The following is a 22,902-nucleotide window of genomic DNA, read 5'->3' on the forward strand; positions in this document are numbered from 1 at the left end:
ATGAGCGATAACAACGCGGCCCGTAAGGGCGACGAGATTATTCACTCCAGCATTTTTGCTGACATCACCAGCATCGTGGCGGAAGGTGCCGCCTATGCGGTGATCGGCGCGGCGGTGGGGCTGGCGGCTACGGCCGCCGCGCCACTCCTCGGTGCCGGAGCCGCCGCAGCAGGCGTGGCGGCGATTGGGTCCAGCTGTCTGTTAAGCGGGATTATCGGTGGCGTGCTGGCGAACGTGGCGGGGATCACCGACGACATCAGCAACGCCGCGGAAGGGTTAGGCAATGCGCTTTTCCCGCCGTCGCCTGCGGGTAAAATTACCACCGGTTCGAACAACGTGCTGACCAACGCAATCCCTGCCGCCCGCGCGGCAGGCACGCTGACGCCCGCCGATACACCGTCCCCTGAGCCGCAGTCACCGGGCAGCTTTGCCGATTACGCGGGCATGCTGCTTTCCGCTGCCGGACAGTTTGGCAGCGAAATGTGGCAGCCGAGTGTCGCCTCTGCCGCCGCGGGGACCTCGCCGCTGGAAGAGGACAAGGTGGCGTGTGAAAAGCACTCCGGGCCGCAGTATCTGGCGGAAGGCTCTAAAAGCGTCTTTATCAACGGGCAGCCCGCGGTGCGTGCGAAAGATCGCACCACCTGCGAAGGCACCGTTTCCGACGACGTCTCCCCGAACGTGATCATCGGCGGGGACACGCTCACGGTCCGCGATATCAAAAGCGGTAAAACGCCGGGTCTGGCGCTGGGGATGATTGCGCTCTCCCTGCTGCGCGGGCGTCCGGGCAAGATCCTGAAAAACATGCCCTGCGCGCTGGCCGCAGCCGGCGGCGGGATGCTGGCGGATATGGCGGTCAACGCCGTGTTTGGATCCTCGCACCCTGTCCACGCCGCCACTGGCGTGAAGGTGCTGAACGACGACGATGAGCTCGACTTCTCGCTGCCGGGGCGCTTCCCGCTTCGCTGGCAGCGCAGCTACAACAGCCTGACTACCCGCGAAGGGCTGTTCGGCCTGGGCTGGGCAACGACTTTTGACAGCTATCTGACCCTGGAAGATAACAATGCGACCTGGTTCGATGAAACCGGGCGCGAGCTGAGCTTTGAACTGCCGCCTGTCGACCGCGCGTTTTACAGCATCAGCGAAGGCATCATTATCCGCCGCAATGAGAGCGGCGACGTGGCGATTGCCGACGATGACGGCGCGGTGTGGCGTCTGTACAAACCGACCCGCATGAATCCTTCTATCCTGCGTCTGGCCTCCCTTAGCGATGAATACGGCAACGCGCTGCTGACGGCGTGGGACGAGCACGGCAGGCTGATTGGTATCCATGATGAGCCGCGGGCCATCGACGTCACCCTGCGCTATGAAGATGAGCGCTTCCCGCTGCGCGTGACCGCAGCCAGCCATTTCGACGGCAACCAAACCTGGCCGCTGATGCAGTGGTGCTACGATGCGCGCGGCCAGTTGGCGAGCGCGACGGACGCCTCCGGCGTGGTGACGCGTGAATACCGTTACAACGACCACGGCCTGATGGTCTGGCACCGGATGCCGGGCGGGCTGGAGAGCGAATACCGCTGGCAAAAATTCGACCACTGGCGCGTGGTGGAAAACCGCACCAGCACCGGCGACGGCTGCCGCTTTAGCTACGATTTGGCCGCCGGGCTGACGACCGTCGAGCACTACGATGGTCAGACGCGCCGCCACTACTGGAACGCGCAGAATCTGATTGTCCGCTACGTTGACGAGCGCGGTGAAAACTGGCGCTACGAGTGGGATGATAACGAGCTTCTGACGCGTCGCATCGATCCGCTCGGCAACGCCGTCACCTTCGTCTACGACGAGATGGGCAACCGGGTGCAGGAGACCGATGCCGACGGCAATACCCGCACCACCACCTGGCTGGAGCACCGCGCGCTTCCCGCGGCCATTATCGAAGCCGACGGCAGCGCCACCCGGTTCTGGTACGACGAACACCACGGGCTGAAGCGCGTGGTGGACCCGATGGGGCAGACGACGCAGCTGCGCCGGGACGAGTTTGGCCAGGTCGTTGAAGAGGTCGATGCCGCTGGCAACAGCCGCTACCAGGAGTACAACGAGGCCGGGCAGATTGTCCGTTCGACGGACTGTTCCGGGCGTATTACCCGCTATCGCTATCATCCGCTGGGCTGGCTGGTGGCTGAGACTGGCGCCGACGGTGAAGAGACGCGCTACCGCTACGACGCCGCAGGGCGTCCGGTGCAGTTCGATCGCCCGGAAGGCTGGACGGAATCGCTCAAATGGAACGAACGTGGCCTGCCGGTGAAGCATGCGGGCGCTGACGGGAAAGAAAGTGAGTTCAGATACGACGAGGCGGGGCGCTTAATCGCCACCCGTAATACGCAGGGTGAAGAAGTGCGCCGCCGCTGGGACAGCCGCGGGCGTCTGATTGCCCTGGAAAACGAGAACGGCGAAGCGTATCAGTTCCGCTGGGGGCCAGACTCGCTGCTGCTGGAAGAGGTGGGGCTCGATGGCGTAGCCTCGCACTATCGCTATGATGCCTGCGGGCGCACGATTGCGCGCACCTTTGCCGCCGGTCATCCGGAGGCTATCACCCACGCCTTCGCCTGGAGCGCGAGCGGCCAGCTGGTCGCCCGCACCACACCGGAAGGGCAGACCCGCTACCATTACACGCCGTCCGGGCTATTAAGCCGGATTGGTCTGCATCCTGCGCTTTCACCCGACGCGTGGACCACCGAGGCAGAGCAGGAGCTTGCCTTTGAGTATGACGCGCTCGGTCGCGTGACGCGCGAAGCGGGCGAGCACGGTGAGCTGGCGTGGGAGTATGACGCGCTGGGCAACCGCACCTCCGTCACGCTGCCCGATGGTCGCGAGCTGAAGCAGTTCTACTACGGCAGCGGGCATTTGCTCAGCATTGCTCTCGATAAGCTGTCGGTCTCCGATTTTACTCGCGACGAACTCCACCGTGAGACCAGCCGCACCCAGGGGCTGTTGACCACCCGCAGCGAGTACGACCGCCTCGGCCGACTGCACCGCCGGGACGTCTTTACCGGCAATGCGCAACGCCCGTCGCCGCGCCGCTGGTCCCGCCGCTGGGATTACGACTACCGCAATAATCTGGTGCGCGAAGAGCGGGACGATAACCCGTTCAGCTGGTACCGCTGGCAGTACGACAGCGCCGGGCGCCTGCTCGTTCAGGACGGCACGCTGCCGGGTCAGGAGCAGTGGCGCTGGGATGCAGCCGGTAACCCGCTCAACGGATCTGCTGAGAAGGTTACACACAACCGCCTGACGCAGCTGAACGGCATTCGCTGGCGTTATGACATCCACGGCCGCACCGTTGAAAAGGATAACGGCCAGACCCGCTGGCACTACCGCTACGACGGCGAACATCGCCTGACGGAAGTCATCAGCCAGCCGCGGGATCGCAACAAACCGCAGACGCAGGTCAGCTTCCGCTACGATCCGCTCGGTCGCCGCATCAGCAAAACGCGCCGCCAGATGCTGGGCGGACAGCCAACCGGTAAGCCGGTCACCACCCGGTTTGTCTGGGAAGGGTTCCGGTTGCTGCAGGAAGTGCACGGGGATGTGCCGCTGACCTACGTTTACAGCGATCAGAACAGTTACGACCCGCTGGCGCGTATTGACGGCGTTGATGCTCCGGAGATTTTCTGGTTCCACTGCCAGCCCAACGGCACGCCGGAGCGGATGACGGATATCGAAGGGCAGGTGCGCTGGGAAGGGGTAAACAGCGCCTGGGGCAAGCTGCTGCGGGAAAGCGAGACGCAGGTATCAGGATATTCTCAGAACCTGCGCATGCAGGGGCAATACCTGGACCGTGAGACAGGGCTGCACTACAATCTGTTCCGGTATTACGACCCGGACTGCGGAAGGTTTACACAGCAGGACCCGATAGGGCTGGCGGGGGGAATAAACCTTTACCAGTATGCGCCGAATGCGCTGGGGTGGATCGATCCGTGGGGGTTGAGTTGCCGTAAAAAATTTATGGGAAGGACCCCGGGAAAAAATAGTAAGACTGGACGTGAAGTAATCGCACGAATGCGAGGAGAAGGACGTATTCGTGGTACGGGCGATAGGATGCAATTTAAAAGCTCAACTGATGGTAAATGGTACCGTATTCAGGATGCGGACATGGCTCATTTAACGGATGCAGTTAAATACTGGAATCAGAAGGGTGGCTACTATGGGCCTAAATCTCGTGAGGTCAGAGCCTTTATGAGAGATTCCAGAAATTATGAGCTTGAATATTATGGCCACAACCGGTCTCAGGGAGCTCTGCTACCTGATAGATATAAAGATTCCGCCGATTTTATTGGCCCACAGGAAAAATCCCAATATTTCCAATGAAGGAGCATTGTTCCATGAAAGACCTTGAAGACCCAAAAATTGAATCCGAAATTAACTCCTTTGTTGAAAAAGGAAACGAGTTTCACGATGAAAAAAAATACGCCGAGGCTTTAGAGCAATACCAAAAAGCTTGGAAAGCTCTCCCTGAGCCAAAGCTTGAATGGGAGCTCGCTAACTGGATCTCTGCATGCATGTACAGCGCATATTTTGATCTCGCGGATTACGTTGAGGCAAAGAAATGGGGAGAGACGACATTACGGACATGTGGATCGGATATAGACACTGCACCATTAATCGACCTGGGTATGGTCTGTTATGAGCTGAATCAATTCGATGAAGCGTATAAATATTTTAACGATGCTTATAATTACGGCAAAGAACGAGCATTTCAGGATAGACCTAAAAAATACCTTGAGTTCTATCTGCGCAAGAGGGCTTAAGTTCGTTAACTTAAAAAATCCACGCCAAAGCGTGGATTTTTTATTGAAAACAAATCAAACGTTAAACAGGAAGTTCATCACATCGCCATCTTTAACGATGTAATCTTTCCCTTCCGCACGCATCTTGCCTGCTTCTTTCGCGCCTTGCTCACCCTTGTAGGTGATGAAGTCTTCAAATGCGATAGTCTGCGCACGAATAAAGCCTTTCTCGAAGTCGGTGTGGATCTTACCGGCCGCCTGAGGCGCAGTCGCACCCACTGGGATGGTCCACGCACGCACTTCCTTCACGCCAGCGGTGAAGTAGGTCTGCAGGTTCAGCAGCTCATAGCCTGCGCGGATCACACGGTTCAGGCCCGGCTCTTCCAGACCCAGCTCGGCCATGAACTCTTCACGGTCGGCGTCGTCCAGCTCGGCGATGTCGGATTCAACGGCCGCGCAAACCGCCACAACCACAGAACCTTCCGCCGCGGCGATTTCACGCACTTTGTCCAGGTACGGGTTGTTCTCGAAACCGTCTTCGTTAACGTTGGCGATGTACATGGTTGGCTTCAGGGTCAGGAAGCTCAGGTATTTGATCGCCGCTTTGTCTTCGTCAGTCAGGTTTTTCAGCGCGCGCAGCATGCCGGCGTTTTCCAGCTGTGGCAGGCATTTTTCCAGCGCAGCCAGTTCCGCTTTCGCATCCTTGTCGCCGCCTTTGGCTTTCTTCTGCACGCGGTGAATCGCGCGTTCGCAGGTGTCGAGGTCAGAGAGCGCCAGCTCGGTGTTGATGACGTCGATGTCGTCAGCCGGATCCACTTTGTTGTTAACGTGGATGATGTTGTCGTTCTCGAAGCAGCGCACAACGTGGCCGATCGCTTCGGTTTCACGAATGTTGGTCAGGAACTGGTTACCCAGACCTTCGCCTTTGGATGCGCCTTTTACCAGGCCCGCGATGTCCACGAATTCCATGGTGGTTGGCAGAATGCGCTGCGGCTTCACGATTTCCGCGAGCTGGTCCAGACGCGGATCAGGCATTGGCACAACGCCAGTGTTAGGTTCGATGGTACAGAACGGGAAGTTCGCCGCTTCGATACCCGCTTTGGTAAGCGCGTTAAACAGGGTGGATTTGCCCACGTTTGGCAGACCGACGATACCGCATTTGAATCCCATTTCTAAATCACCTTAATATCTTGATAATCAATCCGTTAACGATAACCGATTGATGAAAAGTAAATAACTACGCCTATTATACACGTAACCCGCATGACGCGCGGTAAAAAAGCCGTATCGGGCGGATTATTGCGCTTTGAAAGCGTGTAAGCGGTTTGTCGCTTTGGTTAAGCCGTCTTTCAGCCAGATTTCCGTGCAGCGTGCCGCTTCGTCTACCGCCTCGTCAATCAGTTTCTGCTCAGAAACCGGTGGCTTACCGAGTACGAAACCGACAACTTTGTTTTTATCGCCCGGATGGCCGATTCCGACGCGCAAACGGTGGAAATTCGGGTTATTGCCCAGCTTGCTGATGATGTCTTTAAGACCGTTGTGGCCGCCGTGTCCGCCGCCCAGTTTGAATTTTGCTACGCCAGGGGGAAGATCCAGCTCATCGTGGGCGACCAGAATTTCATCCGGATTGATGCGATAAAACGTTGCCATCGCCGCCACGGCTTTACCGCTCAGGTTCATAAAGGTGGTTGGCACCAGTAAACGAACATCCGCGCCTGCAAGGTTGATACGTGAGGTATACCCGAAGAATTTAGGTTCTTCACGCAGGGGAGCACGTAACCGCTCGGCCAGCAGATCGACGTACCATGCCCCGGCATTGTGGCGGGTAGCCGCATATTCTGCGCCCGGGTTGGCGAGGCCGACAATCAGTTTAATCGTCACGATTCAATTCCTAATGGGTTCCAGATCTGGCGCGTAGTTTACTGTCTGGCGCGCCGCTTGACAAAATTCTGCGATCGTCGCAGCGAAATACGAATAATTACTTCTCTGAACAATTAGAATTTCAAGCTGTTCAACGTGTTATTTGTAAATTTTTGTTTGGGAGTTATCTGTAATTGTGATCATTCACGCAACTCATAAAAGGGGCGTTGTCTATACTTTACACACAAGGATTAGGGGCTTTTCCCCTGACAACCCAAAGTTCCGGAGGTGACACATGAAACGCAAAAACGCTTCGTTACTCGGTAACGTGCTGATGGGGTTGGGGCTGTTCGTGATGGTTGCCGGCGTGGGTTATTCAATTTTAAACCAGCTGCCGCAGCTTGATCTCCCGCAATACTTTGCGCATGGCGCGATATTGAGCATCTTCATTGGTGCAGTGTTGTGGCTGGCGGGAGCTCGCGTGAGCGGCCATGAGGAAGTGTGTGACAAATACTGGTGGGTGCGCCACTACGACAAACGCTGTCGTCGCGATCAGCATAAGCACAGCTGACGCTACGTTAAAGAATACCGAAACGGCTCCTCAGGGAGTCGTTTTTTTTGCATCAAGGGTTGACCCTCACGTAACGTAAGGCTCCAGAGTAGCGGCACTGGCAAAGTAAAAGGAGCAGTTATGTTGATTCAGGTGGGTGAGCTGGCAAAACGGGCCGGGATCACCGTACGCACATTGCATCACTATGAGCAAACAGGGTTGTTGCTGCCTTCTGCCAGAAGCGCGGCAGGTTACCGGCTCTACAACCTGGCGGATGTTCAGCGTCTGCATATGATCCAGGCGCTGGCAAAGGCGGGGCTGGAACTTGCTGAAATCAGGGATTTCCTGGAACAGGAGTCGCTGTCGTTAACCGAGTTACTTGATGCGCAAATCACGCTGCTGGATAAACAGCTGCGCAGCATACATACGCTGCGCGACCGGCTGGTCGAACTGCGCACCGGGCTGCTCAACGATGCGACGCCGGATCTGGAATCCTGGCTACAGACTCTGGAGTTAATGAATATGTATGATCGCTGGTTTAGCAAAGAAGAGTTACAGCAGCTGCCGTTTGCGGTGCAGAAGGATGCGCTGACAGCCATCTGGTCAGGGCTGGTTGCGGAAGCAAACACGCTGTTGAAACAGCACATACCCGTCTCGGACCCGCGGGCGATGGACCTGGCGACGCGCTGGATGGAACGCCTGGAGCAGGACACGGCGGGCAAGCCGGAGTTTCTCACCCGGCTGAACGAGATGCACAGCGTGGAGCCACAGATGCAGGTGCAGACCGGCATCACGCCGGAAATGACTGATTACATTACGCGAGCGTTCGCCGAGTCGAAGCTGATTATCTGGGAAAAATATCTTTCCGCCGAGGAGATGGCCTTTACCCGGAAGCACTACTTTGACCGCATGATGGAGTGGCCACCGCTGGTGGCAAAACTGCATCAGGCGCAGCGGGAAAATCGCGATCCCACCTCGGAGGAGGCGCAAAAGCTGGCTGAAAACTGGCTGGCGTTATTCCAGTCGTACGCGGGCACCCGTCCGGAGACCCAGCAAAAGTTTCGCACGGCCATGCAGCAGGAGCCGCATCTGATGAAGGGAACATGGATGACGCCTGCCGTGCTTGGGTGGCTTCAGCAGGCGATTGGGGTAATGATGCAGAGACGTTCCTCTGCATCAGGCGGCTCACAGATCCGCTAACGCGGCTTCACGGTTAGGATAAAAGGCAAGGCGGCCAGGGATCGGCTGCACGCCCGCGCGCGCCATGGTGCGCAGGGGCTGAAACTCCAGGTTACTCACCCGCAGCTCGCAGCCTTCCGGCAGACGCGCAACAAAGCGCTGGAAGGCATCCAGGCCGCCAGCGTCCAGCACCGGCACGGCATCCCATTTCAGCACCACAATCCGCTTGCCCGCGATGCGGGATTCCAGATCGCTGAACAAACCTTCCGCCGCGGCGAAGAACAGCGGGCCAATCACGCGCAGAACCAGCACATCGTCAGGCACCTCTACGTTGACCGGGGAGAGGCGCGTCATCTGCGCGATACGGCGCATAAACAGCAGGGACGCCAGCACGATCCCGACGCTGATAGCGATGACCATATCGAACAGCACGGTCAGCGACATACAGATCAGCATCACAATCATGTCGTCTTTCGGCGCACGACGCAGCAGGTTTACCACCTTGTGCGCCTCACTCATGTTCCAGGCCACCATCAGCAGCAGGGCGGCCATGGCGGAAAGCGGTAGCCAGGAGAGCAGCGGGGCGAGGATCAGCAGGGCGAGGATCACCAGTACGGAATGGATAACTGCCGAAACGGGTGACGTTGCCCCCGCCCGCACGTTGGCCGCGGAACGGGCGATGGCTGCCGTTGCGGTAATACCGCCAAAGAACGGCGCGACGAGGTTCCCCAATCCCTGACCGACCAGTTCGCTGTTAGCTTTGTGCTTGGTGCCGGTCATCCCATCCAGGACGACGGCGCAGAGCAGGGATTCAATCGCCCCCAGCATCGCCATCGAGAACGCGGCGGGAAGCAGGGCGCGCAGGGAGTCCCAGCTTAAGGTAAAGCTGGATCCGGGCATATCCCACGGTAGCACCAGCTGCGGCAACAGTTGCGGAATGCCGCTGCCCTGTGACCCGTCCGCCAGAACATAGTGGAACTGTGAGCCGATAGTCGCGACATGACCACCGAACATATTGACGATAGCCATCACCGCGCAGCCCAGCAGCAGCGCGGGCAGATGGCCCGGCAGTCGAATGCCCAGACGAGGCCAGACGATCAGCGTGCCCAGCGTCACTATCCCGATGGCGGCGTCGCCGAGGTTCGCAGTCGGCAGCGCCATAAACAGCGCGCCCACTTTTTGCAGATAGTGTTCAGGGACGTGAGCCATTTGCAGGCCGAGGAAATCCTTGATCTGCATGGTTCCGATGGTGATTCCAATCCCCGAGGTGAACCCCAGCGTCACGGAAAGGGGGATGTACTCAATCAGCCGCCCAAAACGAGCCAGGCCAAACAGAATTAAAAAGACCCCGGACATCAGGGTGGCGACCAGCAGGCCTGCCAGACCAAACTGCTGTGAAACGGGGTAGAGGATCACCACAAAGGCGGCAGTCGGGCCGGAGACGCTGAAGCGCGAGCCACCGGTCAGAGCGATGACGATCCCGGCCACGGCTGAGGTGTACAGGCCGTACTGCGGCGCAACGCCGCTGCCAATCGCCAGCGCCATCGCCAGCGGGATGGCAATAATGCCGACGGTGATCCCGGCAATCAGGTCACGCACAAAGCGTGAGGAGGTGTACTTCTCTTTCCAGCAGGCGTCGATGAGGGCGCGAAAGGGCAGAACATGTGAGGAGGCTACGTTTTTCACAATTATCTATCATCCGTATGCGCATCATCTGTCATATGAATGGCAGGTGAAGGAGGCATTAATCATACAAATAAAACCCAGAGACAAAAAAACCCGCCGCAGCGGGTTTTTTGGCCGTGCTCGATCAGTGTTCGAACATTGCAGAGATGGATTCTTCGTTGCTGATACGACGAATCGCTTCGGCCAGCATCCCGGACAGGGTCAGGGTACGCACGTTTGGCAGTGCCTTGATCTCGTCGCTCAGTGGGATGGTATCGCATACCACAACTTCGTCAATCACGGAGTTGCGCAGGTTGTTTACGGCATTGCCGGAGAAGATCGGGTGGGTCGCGTAAGCGAATACGCGCTTGGCACCACGCTCTTTCAGCGCTTCAGCCGCTTTACACAGCGTACCGCCGGTATCGATCATGTCGTCAACCAGCACGCAGTCGCGGCCAGCCACGTCACCGATGATGTGCATCACCTGAGAAACGTTAGCGCGCGGACGACGTTTGTCGATGATCGCCATGTCGGTATCGTTCAGCAGCTTAGCGATAGCACGGGCACGTACCACGCCGCCGATGTCCGGAGAAACCACGATTGGGTTATCCAGGTTCAGCTGCAGCATGTCTTCCAGCAGGATTGGGCTGCCGAATACGTTATCAACCGGGACGTCGAAGAAGCCCTGGATCTGCTCTGCGTGCAGGTCAACGGTCAGTACGCGGTCAACGCCAACGCTGGACAGGAAGTCAGCGACAACTTTCGCGGTAATTGGCACACGCGCGGAACGGACGCGACGGTCCTGGCGGGCATAGCCGAAGTAAGGGATTACAGCAGTGATACGGCCTGCGGAAGCGCGACGCAGGGCGTCGACCATAACAACCAGTTCCATCAGGTTGTCGTTCGTTGGAGCACAGGTGGACTGGATGATGAAAATATCACCACCGCGTACATTTTCGTTGATTTGTACGCTGACTTCGCCGTCGCTAAAGCGACCTACGGCGGCGTCGCCGAGGGAAGTGTACAGGCGGTTGGCAATACGTTGTGCTAGTTCCGGGGTGGCGTTACCAGCAAAAAGCTTCATATCAGGCACGAGAAGAACCTCAGGCATGCGTCCAGTGGTGGATAGCGTTCGCCGTAAACTGTGCGGGCCAGGCAAAGGCTATCCAGGCGGTGTATTAAAGAGCGCGATGCAACGTCTGGAACAGGGTGACGTTGTCACCGAAACTCAGTCTGCGCCAGAATGGCCTGCTGTAGGGGGGAAATGTTCATCCCACGCGCTACAAAACCATGCAGCCAAACCGGCGCTTGCTCAAGCACCTGACGAGCGGCGGATTCGGTGTCAAATTCAGCAAAGACACTGGCCCCTGTACCAGTCAGGCGCGACGGCGCGTATTCTAACAGCCAGGAAAGCACCGCATCAACCTCGCGAAAACGTTTTCTTGCGATATCCTCGCAATCGTTGCTGAATTCACAATTTAATAACGTTTCTATTGACCGAATCGGGGTATTTCTTTTCAGGTCAGGATCTTTGAAGATGACCGGGGTCGGAATGCTCACGCCGGGGTGAGCAACCAGATACCATTTTTCCGGCGGGTTGACCGGGGAGAGGATTTCCCCCACGCCCTCGGCAAAGGCCGCATGACCGCGAACAAACACCGGAACATCCGCGCCTAGCGTCAAGCCCAGGCCTGCCAGTTCGTCCTGCGACAGCCCGCAGCTCCAGAGGTGGTTCAGGGCAACCAGCACCGTGGCGGCGTTAGATGAGCCGCCGCCCAGACCGCCGCCCATCGGCAGACGTTTCTCGATACGAATATCCGCACCGCTTCCCGCAGGCAGGCGACCCGATTCCGCTGCGGCGTTCATCAGCAGACGCGCGGCGCGCACAATCAGGTTGTCCTCATGCGCCACGCCGTCGACCGGCGTCAGGAGGCAAATCTGACCGTCCTGGCGCAGTTCAATGGAGATCGTGTCGCCATAGTCAATAAACTGAAACAGCGTCTGCAGGGTGTGATAGCCGTCAGCGCGCTGGCCGGTAATGTATAAAAACAGATTCAGTTTTGCCGGAGAGGGCCAGTGGGTCATCATTTAACGATCCAGTTGTCCATTTTCAGCTTGATGCGCTGGCTGCCCTGGGTGAGTTCCATATTCGATGGCAGCGACGGTTTACTCTTGCTGTCATAGTCGCTGTACACCACTTTCCAGGTTTTGCCGTTCTGGGTGTAGTTCACCTGGCTCAGACGATATTGATCGTCAAGCGTGTAGTCGGTGGCGTCACCCGGCAGGCCGAGGATCCACTGGCGCAGGCTGTTGAGCGGGATAGGCATTCCGGTCAGCTTGCCAATCATCTCTTCGGCATCGGTTGCGGTGTAGTGCTGGCCTTTGTTATCGGTGATCTGCGCTTCGCCCGGTTTCGCGATAAGCTCCAGCTCGGTGCTGCCCAGCGGGTTCAGCAGCAGCAGGCGATAGTTGTCCTGACCCGTTTGTTGCCAGAAGAAGCGTGCATACACTTTTTGCTCATCCGAGAGATAAGCAAACGCGCCGCGGGTCTGGTACTGGTTCAAATTACGGACGTCCTGCTGGTGCTGACGCCACTGTGGCGAGTCAGGGCTTTTGCCCGGGCCTTTTGGTTGAGTGACGGTACACGCGGTCAGAACCAGTGCCGCCAGGGGCAGCAGGCGAATCAGTCGGGTCATAATGAGGACAAATCCTTGAGATACGTTGCAGTTATAACTGTTAATGCTAGCGTCGAAGGGGGCTACCGTCTACGTTCAAATTATCTCAAAGCGTTGTGTAACCTATTACTCCGAAAGGGGGCTGTCTCTTTTATTGATCTCGCGCATCCTGTATGATGCGTTCTGCTAACCTTATTAACGCTGGTACTACTCCCGCTCAACATGACCCTATTAGCACTCGGCATCAACCACAAAACAGCCCCGGTTTCGCTGCGAGAACGCGTAACGTTTTCGCCAGATACGCTCGACCTGGCGCTGGACAGCCTGCTTGCACAGCCGATGGTGCAGGGTGGCGTGGTGCTCTCGACGTGCAACCGTACCGAGCTCTATTTAAGCGTGGAAGAGCAGGATAACCTGCACGAAGCGCTGATCCGCTGGTTATGCGACTACCACAATCTCAATGAAGACGAGCTGCGCAACAGCCTGTACTGGCATCAGGACAACGATGCCGTCAGCCATCTGATGCGCGTGGCCAGCGGGCTGGATTCGCTGGTGCTCGGCGAACCGCAAATTCTGGGTCAGGTGAAAAAAGCCTTTGCGGATTCGCAAAAAGGGCATCTGAAGGCCAGCGAGCTGGAGCGCATGTTCCAGAAGTCATTCTCCGTGGCGAAGCGTGTGCGAACCGAAACCGACATTGGTGCCAGTGCGGTTTCCGTTGCTTTCGCGGCCTGTACCCTTGCGCGCCAAATCTTTGAATCCCTCTCCACCGTCACCGTGATGCTGGTGGGCGCGGGCGAAACCATCGAACTTGTGGCGCGCCATCTGCGCGAGCATAAAGTGAAAAAGATGATTATCGCTAACCGCACCCGCGAACGCGCGCAGGTGCTGGCGGATGAAGTGGGCGCAGAGGTGGTTGCCCTGAGCGACATCGATGAACGTCTGAAAGAGGCGGACATTATTATCAGCTCGACTGCCAGTCCGCTGCCAATTATCGGCAAAGGGATGGTGGAGCGTGCGCTGAAGTCCCGTCGTAATCAGCCGATGCTGCTGGTGGATATCGCCGTCCCTCGCGATGTTGAGCCGGAAGTGGGCAAACTGCCTAACGCCTACCTCTACAGCGTGGATGACCTGCAAAGCATCATTTCGCACAACCTCGCCCAGCGTAAAGCGGCGGCGGTGCAGGCGGAAACCATTGTTGAGCAGGAAACCAGTGAGTTTATGGCCTGGCTGCGCGCGCAAAGCGTCAGCGAGACTATCCGCGAGTATCGCGGACAGGCGGAGCAGGTGCGTGACGACCTGACAGCCAAAGCGTTAGCGGCCCTGGAGCAGGGCGGCGACGCACATGCAATTATGCAGGATCTGGCGTGGAAACTGACCAACCGCCTGATCCATGCGCCAACCAAATCTCTTCAGCAGGCTGCCCGTGACGGGGATGATGAACGCCTGACTATTCTGCGCAACAGCCTCGGGCTGGAATAGCGCCCTATACCCATTTTCTAAGACAAGGTGCACTTACGCCTATGAAGCCTTCTATCGTCGCTAAACTGGAAGCTCTGCACGAGCGCCATGAAGAAGTCCAGGCGCTGCTCGGCGATGCCGGGACCATTGCGGACCAGGAGCGTTTTCGCGCGCTCTCACGTGAATACGCGCAGTTAAGTGATGTTTCTAAATGCTTTACCGACTGGCGACAGGTTCAGGAAGATATCGAAACCGCGCAGATGATGCTCGACGATCCTGAAATGCGCGAGATGGCGCAGGAAGAGTTGCAGGATGCGAAAGCGCGTTCTGAGGAGATGGAGCAGCAGCTTCAGGTGCTTCTGCTGCCAAAAGATCCGGACGACGAGCGTAACGCGTTTGTGGAAGTCCGCGCCGGGACCGGCGGTGACGAAGCGGCACTGTTTGCCGGGGATCTGTTCCGCATGTACAGCCGCTACGCCGAGTCGCGTCGCTGGCGCGTGGAGATCATGAGCGCCAACGAAGGCGAACACGGTGGCTACAAAGAGGTTATCGCCAAGATTAGCGGCGACGGCGTATATGGTCGTCTCAAATTTGAATCCGGCGGTCACCGCGTACAGCGCGTTCCGGCCACCGAATCTCAGGGCCGTATCCACACCTCCGCCTGTACGGTGGCGGTGATGCCGGAGCTGCCGGAAGCGGAGCTGCCGGACATCAACCCGGCGGACCTGCGTATTGATACCTTCCGCTCCTCCGGGGCGGGTGGTCAGCACGTTAACACCACCGACTCCGCCATCCGTATTACCCACCTGCCAACCGGTATCGTGGTGGAGTGTCAGGACGAACGTTCCCAGCATAAAAACAAAGCCAAAGCGCTGTCCGTGCTGGGTGCGCGTATCCACGCGGCCGAAATGGCGAAACGCCAGCAGGCGGAAGCGTCTACGCGTCGTAACCTGCTGGGGAGCGGCGATCGCAGCGACCGTAACCGCACCTATAACTTCCCGCAGGGCCGTGTAACCGACCACCGCATCAACCTGACGCTGTATCGTCTGGATGAAGTGATGGAAGGCAAGCTGGATATGCTGATTGAGCCTATCGTGCAGGAATACCAGGCCGACCAGCTGGCGGCACTGTCCGAGCAGGAATAATGGATTTTCAGCGCTGGTTACGTGAGGCTGCCGCTGAGCTTTCCGAAAGCGAAAGCCCGAAACGCGATGCCGAAATTTTACTTGAGCATGTGACGGGCAAAGCCCGCACGTACCTGCTGGCCTTCGGTGAAACCGAACTGACCGCTGAGCAGGAAGCACGGCTCGCCACGCTGCTTGCCCGCCGTAAGCACGGCGAGCCGGTGGCGCACCTTGTCGGTGAGCGTGAGTTCTGGTCGTTACCGCTTTACGTCTCGGCGGCGACGCTGATCCCGCGTCCCGATACCGAGTGTCTGGTCGAACAGGCGCTGGCGCGTTTACCGACGGCGGCCTGCCGCATTCTCGATCTCGGCACAGGCACCGGGGCCATCGCGCTGGCGCTCGCCAGTGAAAGACCCGACTGCGCGGTGACGGCAGTGGATGTGATGCCCGACGCGGTGGCGCTGGCGCAGCGCAACGTGGAACGTCTTGGCCTGACCAACGTAACGGTGCGGCAAAGCAGCTGGTTTAGCGCGCTGGAGAACCAGACGTTCGGCATCATTGTCAGTAACCCACCCTATATTGACGAGCATGATCCGCACCTTGCGCAGGGTGATGTGCGCTTCGAACCCCTGACGGCGCTGGTCGCTGCCAGGGAAGGTTTAGCCGACCTTGATCACATTGTGACAACGTCACGACAACATTTACTTTCCGGCGGCTGGCTTCTCGTGGAGCATGGCTGGACGCAGGGAGAAAGCGTGCGGGCATTGTTTACCCAGGCGGGCTACGCCGACGTCAAAACCTGCCGGGACTATGGCGGCAACGAACGCCTGACGCTGGGGCAGTGGCTATGAGTGCAGGCTATCTGCCATTTACTGATAAAGGCGTAAGGCTGACTGAAAGGCGGTTTGGCGTTATCATCTACATCGTTTTGAGTTTTATCTCGTCCGGGCGTCGTTGTGCGCTCGGTCGTTACTGGGGTAAGTCATGAGGTCCTTAGCCGATTTCGAATTTAATAAAGTGCCGCTTTGCGATGGCATGATCCTGATTTCTGAGATGATTCGCGACGATTTTACGTCGCAGTTTGTCTACGATGAGCTGGAGAATCTGGTCAGCCTGGCGCGTGAAGAGATTAATCAGGCGCGACCGCAAGACTGGCAATTAGAGAAGCTGCTTGAGCTTTTCTACGGCGAATGGGGTTTCTGCGACACGCGGGGCGTGTATCGCCTGTCTGACGCATTATGGCTGGACCAGGTCTTAAAAAATCGTCAGGGCAGCGCCGTTGCGCTGGGCTCTATTTTACTGTGGGTCGCGCATCGCCTGGATATTCCGCTGGTGCCGGTTATTTTCCCGACGCAGATGATCCTGCGTGCGGAGTGGCTGGACGGCGAGATGTGGCTCATTAATCCCTTCAACGGCGACACGCTGGATGAACATACGCTGGACGTGTGGCTGAAAGGCAACATCAGCCCGGTGGCTGAGCTCTTCAACGAAGATCTCGACGAGGCGGATAACGCAGAAGTGATCCGCAAGCTGCTCGATACGCTGAAGTCAGCGTTAATGGAAGAGCGTCAGATGGAGCTGGCCCTGCGCGCCAGCGAAGTGCTGCTGCAGTTTAATCCGGAAGACCCGTACGAAATTCGCGACCGCGGGCTGATCTATGCCCAGCTCGACTGCGAGCACGTGGCGCTAAACGATCTGAGCTATTTCGTTGAGCAGTGTCCGGAAGACCCCATTAGCGAAATGATTCGTGCACAGATCAACGCGATCTCGCACAAGCAAATTACACTGCATTAATCTTAATTCCGATTCACACCTGAATAAGGCGATCCTATGAAACAAAAAGTGGTTAGCATTGGTGATATCAAGGTAGCAAACGACCTGCCTTTCGTGCTGTTTGGCGGCATGAACGTGCTGGAATCCCGCGACCTCGCCATGCGTATCTGCGAGCACTACGTGACCGTGACCCAGAAGCTGGGCATCCCGTACGTGTTTAAAGCCTCTTTTGACAAAGCCAACCGCTCCTCCATCAACTCTTACCGTGGCCCGGGCCTGGAAGAGGGGATGAAGATTTTCCAGGAGCTGAAGCAGACCTTTGGCGTGAAAGTGATCACCGACGTGCATGAAGCCTCTCAGGCGCAGCCGGTGGCAGACGTGGTAGACGTGATTCAGCTCCCGGCATTCCTGGCTCGCCAGACCGACCTGGTTGCCGCGATGGCGAAAACCGGTGCCGTGATCAACGTGAAAAAACCACAGTTCGTGAGCCCGGGTCAGATGGGCAACATCGTCGATAAGTTTATCGAAGGTGGTAACGATCAGGTGATCCTGTGCGACCGTGGCGCTAACTTCGGTTACGACAACCTGGTGGTGGACATGCTGGGCTTCAGCGTGATGAAAAATGTCTCCGGCCAGTCTCCGGTGATTTTCGACGTGACCCACGCGCTGCAGTGCCGCGACCCGTTTGGCGCCGCGTCCGGTGGCCGTCGTGCTCAGGTGACCGAACTGGCGCGTGCCGGTATGGCAACCGGTCTGGCGGGTCTGTTCATTGAAGCGCACCCGGATCCGGATAACGCAAAATGCGACGGCCCATCCGCACTGCCGCTGGATAAGCTGGAGCCGTTCCTGAAACAGATTAAAGCGATTGACGATCTGGTGAAGAGCTTCGACGAGCTGGATACCAGCAAATAATAAAAAAACCCGCTTCGGCGGGTTTTTTTATGTTGTCTCCCTCTCCCTGGGGGAGAGGGTTGGGGTGAGGGGATCAGGCCGCACCGGATCACTCTCAGGCAAAAATCGTCATCAAATAGGCCGCAAACAGCGCCATATGCGCTGCCCCGTTAAGCACGTTGGTGCGCCCGGTTGAGAACGAAATCTGGCACAGCAGCAACGAGGCTACCATCACAATCATCTCCGGCGCGCCCAGCGCAAACTGCAACTCGTTACCGGTCATAAAGGCAATCAGCGTCACCACAGGCACGGTGAGTGAAATAGTCGCCAGCACGGAGCCGAAGAACAGGTTCATTGCGCGCTGTACCTGATTGTTTAAGACGGCTTTCAGCGCGCCCAGCCCTTCAGGAGACAGGATCAGCAGCGCCACCAGGAAGCCGGTAAAGGCTACCGGCGCGTTCAGCTCGGTTAACAGCGTTTCCAGCGGGTTGGCGTTCATCTTGGTGACGGCAATCACCGCAATCAGATGCACGATCAGCCAAACCGTATGCCACGCACTGCTGTGGGCCGACGGCTTACCGTGGTGCGGGTCATCATCGTCGCTGTCGTCTTCATGCTCATACACAAACAGGCTCTGGTGCGTTTTGGTCTGAATCAACAGGAACACGCCGTACATGGCTGCGGAAATCAGCGCGACCAGCAGCGCCTGACCGGTGGAGAAGTTTGCACCCGGCAGCGCCATCGGGAAGACGAGCACGATAATCGCCAGCGGGAAGAGGGCAATTAGATACTGTTTAATGCCGAACAAGTTCATATACTGGGTCGCGAATTTACGCCCGCCCAGCAGCAGAGAGAAGCCCACCAGGCCGCCCGTCACAATCATAATGATCGAGTAAAGGGTGTCGCGCATCAGCGTCGGCGCGGCATCGCCGGTCGCCATGAGCGCGGAAATCAGGCTGACTTCGAGAATAACGACGGAAAGGCTGAGAATTAACGATCCGTAGGGCTCGCCCAGACGGTGGGCCAGTACGTCCGCATGGCGAACGACGCTAAAGGCGCTGGTTAAAATACCGACCAGGGCAAGAATATTGATACCAACCACCACTGGCAGTGACTGACTGCTTCCCCAGAAGAGCAGCACAGCCAGTGCCAGAACCGGGAAAATGAGAGACGTCTCCTTGTGGCGGGTCTTTACCGCCTCGTGTGTTGCTGTCATGTGCTTCTCCATCAATGCAGGTGCTTGTAATTATAGATAGATTTTTGAGGGCATTAAATTAACAGATCTCTGTTAAATACCCTTAATTTTTTACTTAATTTTACCCTTTGTCATAAATTTAATATCTGACGCCTGTAATTGACGGTTTTTACATAATATTTATTAAATAACAATTAATTAGGTATAATGTTAATCCATAAATTAAGACCAGGTGGCACGCTGGCATATCGTCGTCCACACTTATCTCTTTAAGCAAAAGAGAGGTGAGTGATGCCATATAAAACGAAACGCGAATTACCCGATAACGTGCAAAATGTGCTGCCCGCTCACGCGCAGGATATCTACAAAGAGGCGTTTAACAGTGCATGGGATCAGTACAAAGATAAGGAGGATCGCCGGGATGATGCCAGCCGTGAAGAGACGGCACACAAAGTCGCCTGGGCCGCCGTAAAACATGAATATGAAAAAGGAGACGACGATAAATGGCACAAAAAGAAATAGCCGTGAAATAATTCGCTGCCTTCATTTTGACTTTTCAGGCGGTTGAACTGCCGTTGTATTGCAACTGGTCCGCTAATTGCTTATCGTTATTTAACTGCTGGCAAAATGACCAGCACATAATGCCGGGAAGGCGAATTACAGATGTCGCAAGGAAGCATGCAGTGGCGGAGGTGGAAAGTGTTAACGCGTGATTTCTTAATGAAGGCAGATTGTAAGACGGCATTTGGTGCTATTGAGGAATCGCTTCTCTGGTCAGCTGAACAACGTGCGGCGTCACTTGCTGCTACGCTTGCCTGCCGCCCGGATGATGGCCCGGTATGGATTTTTGGCTACGGCTCCCTGATGTGGAACCCGGCGCTGGAATTTGTCGAATCGGCAACGGGAACGCTGCCTGGCTGGCACCGCGCATTTTGCCTGCGTCTGACGGCCGGACGCGGCAGCGCGTGCCAGCCCGGACGTATGCTTGCACTGAAAGAGGGCGGGCGCACCACGGGCGTGGCGTATCGCCTCCCGGATGCAACGCTGGAAGAGGAGCTTACGCTGCTCTGGAAGCGTGAGATGATCACCGGCTGCTATATGCCGAGCTGGTGTAAGCTGGAGCTGGACGACGGACGCACCGTCAATGCGCTGGTGTTTATCATGGACCCGCGCCATCCGCTGTATGAAGCGGACACCCGCACGCAGGTCATCGCCCCGTTGATTGCTGCCGCCAGCGGACCGCTGGGTACCAACGCGCAGTATCTCTTCTCCCTCGATCAGGAGTTGACCCGCCTCGGCATGCAGGACGATTGTCTGAATGAGCTGGTGGCGAAGGTGAAGGCGCAGCTGGAAGGAAACCCGCTCAACGGCACGCTGCGACCGGGTTTTGCCTGAAAATACGCCCGGCTTGCCGGGCGTTTGACGTTATGCTGCTACGTAACTGACAGAATGCTCCAGCGACTGGCTGTGGCTGTCGATCAGCACATCCCACGTGCCGGTATATGGCACGGTAAGCCAGGCCTTATCGTCCTGCACGGTCAGAATATCCGCCTGGGATTGTTTTTGTGCTTTCGCACTCATGAGATGAATACGACAGCGCTCTGAGCAACGCACCACAACCGTATCCCCGCCAAACAGCTTCAAACTTGTTTTTACCAGTGCCATTTTTTACCCCGTAGTCTTAAACAACGCTCTCCCTGCTGCCATATCCGAGCGTGATGTTGTTCACAATTCACTCATGGCATAACACCAAAGGGGAGGGGGTGGGATGCTGATTTTGATCAAAAAATGGCATAACGATTAAACAAAAATGACAAAATTCCTCAAAATTTCCGCTGGCGCGCGTTTTACCCGCTAAACGCGCGCCGCGAGAAAATTAAATGCGGAAATGGCCGGCGGTTTCAGCAAGGTCGCCCGCCTGGCTCTGCAGGGCACCCGCAGCGGCGGCGGATTGCACCACCAGTTCGGCGTTCTGCTGGACCATGCGGTCGAGATGGGTCACCGCGTGGTTGATCTCGTGAATGCCTTTCATCTGCTCGCTGGTGGCGATGGAGATTTCGCGCATGATGCCGGAGACGCTGCCGATGCTGGAGCGGATCTCGTCCATGCTTTCCCCGGCCAGATGCACGTAGCGGGAGCCGGTGGCCACGCTGTCGGTGGTGGAATCGATCAGCGATTTGATCTCTTTCGCCGCCTGGGCGCTACGGCTCGCCAGGTTACGCACTTCGCCTGCCACCACGGCAAACCCACGCCCCTGCTCCCCGGCACGGGCCGCCTCGACGGAGGCATTCAGCGCCAGAATGTTGGTCTGGAACGCGATACCGTCAATCACGCTGGTGATGTCGCCAATTTTAGCCGACGCGACTTCGATGGACTGCATGGTGCTGATCGCCTGGGATACCACTTCGCCGCCGCGCGCAGCGGCCGCAGAGGCCTTACTCGCCTGGTCATTCGCTTCTGCCGCTGACTCGTTCGACTGGGTCACGGAGGCGGTGATCTGCTCCACGGCGCTGGCCGTCTCGCGCAGGCTGGATGCCGCCTGCTCGGTACGTCCGGAGAGATCCTGGTTACCCGCCGCAATCTCCTGGGCGGCGTTTTTCACCGACTCACTGGCATCACGGAGCTGCACCATCACCACCGACAGCTTATCGCTGAAGGCGTTAAAGGCCTGGGCAATCTGCGCCACCTCGTCTTCGCCGCTGTCCGGCAGACGTTGCGACAGATCGTTAGTCCCGTTGGCAATGTTGTGCATCGCGTCGCGAATGTCAGACAGGCGCTTCAGCAGACGGGCGATCAGGAGGTGAACAATGGCCGCGCTCAGCAGCGCCAGGATCACCAGCGAAATCGCCGATGCCTTAAGCAGGGAACGCATGCCGGAGGTGGCGTCACCGTTGTCGAGGGCGACGACCAGCAGCCAGTTTGTGCCCGGCACGGCTGTCGCCACGAAGGTTTTTTCGACGTCGTTAAGCGTACCGTCGACAAGGTTACCGCTTTTCAGCGCAGCAAAATCGATGCCTTTGATGGTCTCAGCAAACGGTTTAAGCGTCAGCGCCGGATCGTTAGCCGCTATCACGCTGCCGTCACTGTTCAGAAGCAAGCCGCTGCTGGACGGAGTTGGATGGATCCCGCGCACGTTCGCCACCACGCTGTCCATGGCCACATCGCCCGCCACCACCGCTTTCAGGGCGCCATTCTCTTTCACCGGCACGGCGAAGGTCACCACCAGTTTACCGGTACCTGCATCAACGTAGGGCGCGGTGACGACCGGGCCGTCCGTGCTGACCACCTGCTGATACCACGGGCGAATGGTCGGGTCATAATCCGCCGGGACACCCGCGGGCTCAGAGAATTTCGCCGTTTTGCTGGCGTAGCCGACATAAACGTTGGTGAATCCACCCGCCTGCGCAAGCTGTTTAAACACCGGAACCGGATCGTCACTCAGCGCTACGGTCTGGGCAGAGGCAATCACCGTCATCTTGCTTTTGACCCAGTCGGCAATCGCCATGTTATGGCTGGCGCTGGTGCTGGTCAGGATATCGCGCTGTGACTGCTGGTTATCCTGGCGTGTGACCTGGAAGTTAATAACGGTATTGAGGAGAAGGGCGACGACCAGACAGCCTGCTGTCGCCGCGATGATGCGTGCACGAATCGATCTGAACATAAGTGAAATACCTGCTGTGTTGTTTCCATGCCTATCGGCAACCCCGCAGGTAAACTTGATGCTGAAACCGCGTCCATAAGAAAATAA

Annotated in this window: 20 protein-coding genes and 1 pseudogene; 12 read left to right on the plus strand and 9 right to left on the minus strand. The window is 57.4% G+C overall.

The genetic code is table 11. The annotated features are described in order from the left end of the window. Both ACMGGE_RS03745 and ACMGGE_RS03750 read left to right on the plus strand, forming a co-directional pair. Positions 1 to 4,365: an RHS repeat-associated core domain-containing protein gene (locus ACMGGE_RS03745; protein ID WP_420293368.1), complete on the plus strand. Its 4,365-nt coding sequence runs from the start codon at positions 1 to 3 to the stop codon at positions 4,363 to 4,365. A gap of 14 nt (positions 4,366 to 4,379) precedes the next feature. After that, positions 4,380 to 4,805 (plus strand): hypothetical protein, encoded by a 426-nt coding sequence (locus tag ACMGGE_RS03750; RefSeq protein ID WP_420293369.1) that lies wholly within the window; start codon positions 4,380 to 4,382, stop codon positions 4,803 to 4,805. A gap of 54 nt (positions 4,806 to 4,859) precedes the next feature. Here the strand turns inward: ACMGGE_RS03750 and ychF are convergent, their stop codons facing one another. After that, complete coding sequence (ychF, locus tag ACMGGE_RS03755; protein ID WP_003856650.1) at positions 4,860 to 5,954, minus strand: redox-regulated ATPase YchF; 1,095 nt, start codon at positions 5,952 to 5,954, stop codon at positions 4,860 to 4,862. Between the two features lie 126 nt (positions 5,955 to 6,080). Further along, entirely contained in the window at positions 6,081 to 6,665 is a 585-nt protein-coding gene (gene pth, locus ACMGGE_RS03760; RefSeq protein ID WP_023336005.1) for an aminoacyl-tRNA hydrolase, read from the minus strand. Positions 6,666 to 6,939: 274 nt separating this feature from the next. Here pth and ychH point away from each other — a divergent pair, with 274 nt between their 5' ends. Together ychH and ACMGGE_RS03770 are read left to right on the plus strand one after the other, a co-directional pair. Beyond that, positions 6,940 to 7,215 (plus strand): stress-induced protein YchH, encoded by a 276-nt coding sequence (gene ychH / locus ACMGGE_RS03765; protein ID WP_024907062.1) that lies wholly within the window; start codon positions 6,940 to 6,942, stop codon positions 7,213 to 7,215. 120 nt (positions 7,216 to 7,335) lie between these two features. Beyond that, complete coding sequence (locus tag ACMGGE_RS03770) at positions 7,336 to 8,394, plus strand: MerR family transcriptional regulator (RefSeq protein ID WP_048029738.1); 1,059 nt, start codon at positions 7,336 to 7,338, stop codon at positions 8,392 to 8,394. Here ACMGGE_RS03770 and dauA read toward each other — a convergent pair. The 4 genes from dauA to lolB all read right to left on the minus strand — a co-directional run bounded on the left by dauA (position 8,380) and on the right by lolB (position 12,734). Next, a complete protein-coding gene (dauA, locus tag ACMGGE_RS03775) occupies positions 8,380 to 10,059 on the minus strand; it encodes a C4-dicarboxylic acid transporter DauA (RefSeq protein WP_420293370.1) in 1,680 nt (559 codons plus the stop codon). The genes ACMGGE_RS03770 and dauA overlap by 15 nt on opposite strands. Before the next feature lie 124 nt (positions 10,060 to 10,183). Beyond that, a complete protein-coding gene (prs, locus tag ACMGGE_RS03780) occupies positions 10,184 to 11,131 on the minus strand; it encodes a ribose-phosphate diphosphokinase (RefSeq protein ID WP_003856663.1) in 948 nt (315 codons plus the stop codon). A 125-nt stretch (positions 11,132 to 11,256) separates the two neighbouring features. Beyond that, positions 11,257 to 12,126: a 4-(cytidine 5'-diphospho)-2-C-methyl-D-erythritol kinase gene (gene ispE / locus ACMGGE_RS03785; protein ID WP_420293371.1), complete on the minus strand. Its 870-nt coding sequence runs from the start codon at positions 12,124 to 12,126 to the stop codon at positions 11,257 to 11,259. Beyond that, on the minus strand, positions 12,123 to 12,734 hold the full coding sequence (gene lolB / locus ACMGGE_RS03790) for a lipoprotein insertase outer membrane protein LolB (protein ID WP_063621904.1): 612 nt from the start codon (positions 12,732 to 12,734) through the stop codon (positions 12,123 to 12,125). The genes ispE and lolB overlap by 4 nt, the downstream gene beginning before the upstream one ends. Before the next feature lie 201 nt (positions 12,735 to 12,935). On the opposite strand from lolB, the gene hemA reads away from it, so the two are divergent. From hemA to kdsA, 6 genes and pseudogenes are all read left to right on the plus strand, one after another. Beyond that, complete coding sequence (hemA, locus tag ACMGGE_RS03795; RefSeq protein ID WP_024907067.1) at positions 12,936 to 14,192, plus strand: glutamyl-tRNA reductase; 1,257 nt, start codon at positions 12,936 to 12,938, stop codon at positions 14,190 to 14,192. Positions 14,193 to 14,233: 41 nt separating this feature from the next. Then, a complete protein-coding gene (gene prfA, locus ACMGGE_RS03800; protein WP_021240360.1) occupies positions 14,234 to 15,316 on the plus strand; it encodes a peptide chain release factor 1 in 1,083 nt (360 codons plus the stop codon). Next, positions 15,316 to 16,146: a peptide chain release factor N(5)-glutamine methyltransferase gene (gene prmC, locus ACMGGE_RS03805; protein WP_420293372.1), complete on the plus strand. Its 831-nt coding sequence runs from the start codon at positions 15,316 to 15,318 to the stop codon at positions 16,144 to 16,146. The genes prfA and prmC overlap by 1 nt, the downstream gene beginning before the upstream one ends. Then, positions 16,128 to 16,250, plus strand: a pseudogene (locus ACMGGE_RS03810) (siroheme synthase); the annotation flags it as partial. The gene prmC and the pseudogene ACMGGE_RS03810, both read left to right, overlap by 19 nt. Before the next feature lie 29 nt (positions 16,251 to 16,279). Next, positions 16,280 to 17,089 (plus strand): invasion regulator SirB1, encoded by an 810-nt coding sequence (sirB1, locus tag ACMGGE_RS03815; protein ID WP_024907069.1) that lies wholly within the window; start codon positions 16,280 to 16,282, stop codon positions 17,087 to 17,089. 36 nt (positions 17,090 to 17,125) lie between these two features. Beyond that, entirely contained in the window at positions 17,126 to 17,980 is an 855-nt protein-coding gene (gene kdsA, locus ACMGGE_RS03820) for a 3-deoxy-8-phosphooctulonate synthase (RefSeq protein ID WP_023312123.1), read from the plus strand. Positions 17,981 to 18,074: 94 nt separating this feature from the next. Here the strand turns inward: kdsA and chaA are convergent, their stop codons facing one another. Next, the gene (gene chaA, locus ACMGGE_RS03825; protein ID WP_045908987.1) at positions 18,075 to 19,175 is read right to left on the minus strand and encodes a sodium-potassium/proton antiporter ChaA; all 1,101 of its coding nucleotides are present in this window, start codon (positions 19,173 to 19,175) and stop codon (positions 18,075 to 18,077) included. 270 nt (positions 19,176 to 19,445) lie between these two features. On the opposite strand from chaA, the gene chaB reads away from it, so the two are divergent. Next, positions 19,446 to 19,676, plus strand: coding sequence for a putative cation transport regulator ChaB (chaB, locus tag ACMGGE_RS03830; protein WP_045908986.1), 231 nt, complete (start codon positions 19,446 to 19,448; stop codon positions 19,674 to 19,676). Positions 19,677 to 19,853: 177 nt separating this feature from the next. After that, entirely contained in the window at positions 19,854 to 20,549 is a 696-nt protein-coding gene (locus tag ACMGGE_RS03835) for a gamma-glutamylcyclotransferase (RefSeq protein ID WP_420293373.1), read from the plus strand. A 30-nt stretch (positions 20,550 to 20,579) separates the two neighbouring features. Here ACMGGE_RS03835 and ACMGGE_RS03840 read toward each other — a convergent pair whose 3' ends face one another. Beyond that, the gene (locus ACMGGE_RS03840; RefSeq protein ID WP_013096243.1) at positions 20,580 to 20,819 is read right to left on the minus strand and encodes a DUF1883 domain-containing protein; all 240 of its coding nucleotides are present in this window, start codon (positions 20,817 to 20,819) and stop codon (positions 20,580 to 20,582) included. Between the two features lie 211 nt (positions 20,820 to 21,030). Continuing rightward, on the minus strand, positions 21,031 to 22,815 hold the full coding sequence (locus tag ACMGGE_RS03845) for a methyl-accepting chemotaxis protein (RefSeq protein ID WP_008499521.1): 1,785 nt from the start codon (positions 22,813 to 22,815) through the stop codon (positions 21,031 to 21,033). Between the last annotated feature and the right edge of the window lie 87 nt (positions 22,816 to 22,902).

Origin of the sequence: Enterobacter sp. BNK-22 (genome assembly GCF_048684805.1) — a bacterium.
Classification (GTDB): Bacteria; Pseudomonadota; Gammaproteobacteria; order Enterobacterales; family Enterobacteriaceae; genus Enterobacter; species Enterobacter quasiroggenkampii.

Coding starts and splice junctions, on each gene's coding strand:
- ACMGGE_RS03745 (WP_420293368.1), top strand. CDS start 1: ATGAGCGATAACAACGCGGCCCGTAAGGGCGACGAGATTATTCACTCC.
- ACMGGE_RS03750 (WP_420293369.1), top strand. CDS start 4,380: ATGAAAGACCTTGAAGACCCAAAAATTGAATCCGAAATTAACTCCTTT.
- ychF (WP_003856650.1), bottom strand. CDS start 5,954: ATGGGATTCAAATGCGGTATCGTCGGTCTGCCAAACGTGGGCAAATCC.
- ychH (WP_024907062.1), top strand. CDS start 6,940: ATGAAACGCAAAAACGCTTCGTTACTCGGTAACGTGCTGATGGGGTTG.
- ACMGGE_RS03770 (WP_048029738.1), top strand. CDS start 7,336: ATGTTGATTCAGGTGGGTGAGCTGGCAAAACGGGCCGGGATCACCGTA.
- ispE (WP_420293371.1), bottom strand. CDS start 12,126: ATGATGACCCACTGGCCCTCTCCGGCAAAACTGAATCTGTTTTTATAC.
- lolB (WP_063621904.1), bottom strand. CDS start 12,734: ATGACCCGACTGATTCGCCTGCTGCCCCTGGCGGCACTGGTTCTGACC.
- hemA (WP_024907067.1), top strand. CDS start 12,936: ATGACCCTATTAGCACTCGGCATCAACCACAAAACAGCCCCGGTTTCG.
- prfA (WP_021240360.1), top strand. CDS start 14,234: ATGAAGCCTTCTATCGTCGCTAAACTGGAAGCTCTGCACGAGCGCCAT.
- prmC (WP_420293372.1), top strand. CDS start 15,316: ATGGATTTTCAGCGCTGGTTACGTGAGGCTGCCGCTGAGCTTTCCGAA.
- sirB1 (WP_024907069.1), top strand. CDS start 16,280: ATGAGGTCCTTAGCCGATTTCGAATTTAATAAAGTGCCGCTTTGCGAT.
- kdsA (WP_023312123.1), top strand. CDS start 17,126: ATGAAACAAAAAGTGGTTAGCATTGGTGATATCAAGGTAGCAAACGAC.
- chaA (WP_045908987.1), bottom strand. CDS start 19,175: ATGACAGCAACACACGAGGCGGTAAAGACCCGCCACAAGGAGACGTCT.
- chaB (WP_045908986.1), top strand. CDS start 19,446: ATGCCATATAAAACGAAACGCGAATTACCCGATAACGTGCAAAATGTG.
- ACMGGE_RS03840 (WP_013096243.1), bottom strand. CDS start 20,819: ATGGCACTGGTAAAAACAAGTTTGAAGCTGTTTGGCGGGGATACGGTT.
- ACMGGE_RS03845 (WP_008499521.1), bottom strand. CDS start 22,815: ATGTTCAGATCGATTCGTGCACGCATCATCGCGGCGACAGCAGGCTGT.